Raw genomic sequence first — 1,897 nt, 5'->3', positions numbered from 1 at the left:
GAAGGCGGATAGAAAAATCTGCATGAGGATGAGGACTCCGTGAACGCAATCCCCAATTCAGAATCCATCTCGCCCTCACAGGCAAGAGCGACCGTTCACGCCTTCAGTTCCAAACGCGATTCCCCTGTAGAGATGCTGACGTGATTATCGATCTCGTTTCGCGCGGACGGGGGCGAATGGTAAGCCAGCGCGACATCAATCTGAGGATCAGACCACATTTGCGGATAATCGACGGGCTGATCAACAGCGGCTCCAAGGCACATTACATTCTTCTTTCCTCTGGCGGCGCGGTCTATGGAAATACCAGCAGCCGCATGCTTTCGGAAAGCTCGCCTTGTCTTCCGAATACGGAGTATGGACTGGAGAAAGCAATTATCGAACTGCATTTGCTTGCAGCTGCTCAGACAACACTAAAGACGTCAATCCTGCGCGTGACAAATGCCTATGGTGTCGGACAGCCCACAAAGCCCGGATTTGGAGTAATTCCGGCATTGGTGAACGCATTGGAAACCGGTGAGGCCTTTCCGATATTCGGATCCGGAGAAATGCAGCGGGACTACATAAATGTCATAGACGTGATCGGCGCTGTTGAGGCAGCAATACGCCATGGCGGCGTTGGTGTTACCAATATCGGAACCGGGTGCGGAACCTCCATTAACGAACTCGTGTCTCTCGTACAGGAATTGAGTGGGCGCAAAGTGAACGCAGAGTATATCGAAACCAACGACAGCGATCCAAACTTTGCGCAGCTTAGTATCTCGCGCGCGAGAGAACTTCTAAAGTGGGAGCCCACCGTCCGTTTGCGTGATGGCCTCAGTCGCATTCTGGGCGAGAAAAAGCTGTTAAGGTGATGGAGCGGGCGTATGTGCAGAATATCCCATATGCGTCATGAGATCCATGCAATTGGACTCAACTTCCCGGATTTCGTCTAGCCCAAGCTCATCCACCCAGCCATACGCCTTACCCACGCGATAGAAATCCGCGCGTTCGTCATATTGAATGGATCCCTTATCGGCGTTGCGAAGGTTTTCAATCTTGTTCTTCTCCAAAACCTGCTGGACAAGATCACCCGCTTGCTTAAGCCCGGCCCAAGAGTAGATCATCGCCAACCATTTACTGCCGTCCGTTTTCATGTCTTCGTATCGGACGCACATCAGGCTATCAGTCGAGCGATAGCTTTTGGCCGCAAGATAGGCGTCAGCATACTTGTTCCACGAAACGCAGAACTGGCCGACAGACTTTTGGGTCCAACCACCCCAATCCTGTTTACTGGCGGCCTTGAAGGACGCATATACAGCCCGCGGGTCCCTGACGATAAAAAGAATTTTTGCGTCAGGTTGAATCTGATGAATCAGCCGATGGTACAGTATATTTCCCGGAGTTTTTTCGAGGATTACCTGATTATTCTTCTTGCCGGACCCGATCCGGGTAAATGTCGTATTGACAATGGGCGACAATATATCATGAATGAATTCATCTTCACTGAAGAGAGCGCTTAGACCGTCTGCTCCTTTGAGTTGGTTTTCCCGATCGAACCAATCCTTCAACGGGCCAACATACTTGGCGTAGACATGGGTTTCTCTGCAGGTGACCGTATTCGGGTGCGAGCCAAGCAGAAAGTGAATCCACGAAGTCCCGCTGCGAGGACATCCGCTGATCAGGATTGTCTCAGTATTTCTCAACCTTCTCTCCTGCCAGACGTCATGAAGTTATTTCGAAATTCGATAGCCAAATCCCCAGTGCCCTTGGGTCTGGTCCCAACCCATAGTCCAGGGCAATCGCGTTTGGCTCACGCGTCTTACAGCCCATTGAGAACGCTGCATAAGAATGCCTCATCCCAGCCAGCTCGCTTGAGTTTGATGCTGAGAGAGCCTTTGGATGTGTCGCGTCGGACGAC

2 protein-coding genes are annotated in these 1,897 nt (G+C 51.5%); one reads left to right on the top strand and one right to left on the bottom strand.

What is annotated here, in order from left to right:
• Positions 1-140 precede the first annotated feature (140 nt).
• A complete protein-coding gene (locus FQ320_RS25110) occupies positions 141-851 on the top strand; it encodes an NAD-dependent epimerase/dehydratase family protein (RefSeq protein ID WP_187394089.1) in 711 nt (236 codons plus the stop codon).
• Here the strand turns inward: FQ320_RS25110 and FQ320_RS25105 are convergent.
• Positions 843-1,682 (bottom strand): sulfotransferase, encoded by an 840-nt coding sequence (locus tag FQ320_RS25105; RefSeq protein ID WP_148475983.1) that lies wholly within the window; start codon positions 1,680-1,682, stop codon positions 843-845. The two genes, FQ320_RS25110 and FQ320_RS25105, sit on opposite strands and share 9 nt — an antisense overlap.
• Between the last annotated feature and the right edge of the window lie 215 nt (positions 1,683-1,897).

The organism is Oceaniovalibus sp. ACAM 378, assembly GCF_008085915.1.
Taxonomy (GTDB): Bacteria; Pseudomonadota; Alphaproteobacteria; order Rhodobacterales; family Rhodobacteraceae; genus Oceaniglobus.
This window is presented reverse-complemented; position numbering and strand designations above follow the sequence as displayed.